The sequence below is a fragment of the Bacillus sp. NH11B genome, from assembly GCF_001884205.1.
GTDB lineage: Bacteria > Bacillota > Bacilli > Bacillales > Bacillaceae_G > Bacillus_A > Bacillus_A proteolyticus.
The window spans coordinates 1-1,669 of record NZ_MAOG01000123.1 but is presented as its reverse complement, the minus strand read 5'-3'; the positions used below and the strand labels follow the sequence as shown (position 1 = coordinate 1,669).

The 1,669-nt window shown below is 36.0% G+C and carries 1 protein-coding gene and 1 pseudogene; both read left to right on the top strand.

What is annotated here, in order from left to right; translation table 11 throughout:
• A partial coding sequence (locus BAU27_RS22645; RefSeq protein ID WP_139254676.1) for an IS4 family transposase occupies window positions 1-673 on the top strand: 673 nt, incomplete at its 5' end.
• 443 nt (window positions 674-1,116) lie between these two features.
• Window positions 1,117-1,669, top strand: a pseudogene (locus BAU27_RS22640) (DUF3887 domain-containing protein); the annotation flags it as partial.

Here is a 1,669-nt window from a genome sequence, read left to right as displayed (position 1 = left end):
GGAAGACATCATGAAACAATTACAACCTGGCCAAGTGTATGAATTACATGATGTATATGTAGGGAGTAAAGACAAACTTCCTACTCGTATTGTGGTTTATAAATGTACGGAGGAACAAAAACAAAAACGCCTACATGATCGAGCTATTCGTGAAAAGAAAAAAGGAATTATATATACAGAGCGTACGAAACTTTTACAAGGAATTACGGTATATATGACAAACATTCCTACGGAATGGGTACCAAAAGAGAAAATCTATGATTTATATTCACTACGTTGGCAAATTGAACTGTTATTTAAAATATGGAAATCCTGGTTTCAAATTCATCGTTGTAAATCTATTAAACAAGAGCGATTAGAATGTCATCTTTATGGACAACTCATTAGTATCCTATTATGCTCTTCTACAATGTTTAAGATGAGAGAACTCCTGTTACGTAAGAAACAGAAAGAGCTAAGTGAATATAAAGCGATGTACATAATTAAAGATTATTTTTCACTTTTTCACCAAGCATTACACAAAAACACCCAAGAGCTATCAAAGGTTCTCCTTCGTCTGTTTAACCTCCTACAGCGCAACGGACGAAAATCTCATCGATACGAGAAAAAGACAGTCTTTGATATTTTGGGTGTTGTGTATGAGTATATCACTTCTACTCATCAGGTAGCATAGTAAAAAAATTCAAACCCGTCAGGGTTTATTTGATATGCCTACTTTTATAACATCTATAAACGATAATAAAATGCTACGTGAAAAGACCACGTTTTGTATAAAAATATACCTTAAGTTGATGGGTGTGGGGTAGCACCACATATCCATCAAGCTAAGGTTTTAAGATAGCCCAAAAACAAAAATTTTATACACTTAAGGAATTTGTAAGTATCAAGTAAGAAAAACGAGAGCTTTGTTTCGTATAATCAAAATATAAAGTGAAGGAAGAAAGATTATTTCTGGGGTTAATATGCATGTGGAAAAAGGAGAAATCTACGGCTTTTTAGATTAATAATATCAGTATGTCCAAGTCTTGGAGATTACTTGCAAATATTTTGAAGTTTTTGCACCAGAACCCTAATTACCATAACTGTTTTTTATCATCACATATTGGAGGTTAAAACATGAATAAAAAAAAGAAAATACAAAAATCAGCACTTACCTTTACCCTACTCTTTTCTTTAGGCGTTTCATCTTTCCCGCTTACAACAGCTATTCACGCAGATACACGCGAGGAACAATCTGAAAAAAAGAAACTGATCTCTTTAACGGAGCGTACATCATTATTTTTTGAATATCTCCAGCAAGGTAAGTATGCAGAGGCACTCCAGCTGACTTCTGCTGCTTTTCAATCCAAGTTTACAGCAAACACATTACAAAACTGGTGGACACAAAGTGACTGGAGCGGGATAAAAAGCATGGGAACCCCCGTGATAAAAGAACGAAACTTGGTCCATCAGACGGTGGAAATTCCAGGAACTACCCAAGGAACTACCATGCCGCTACTCCTTAAATTTACACCTGGCGGAAAAGTAGATGAAGTTGGGGTAAGGATGCCTCCAGAATCTTATACCATCCCGCATCCTAGCTATGATCAACCTGCTTCCTATCAAGAACGTGAAATCGTCATTGGAAATTCTACCTATCCGTTACCAGCCACATTAACGGTTCCGAAAC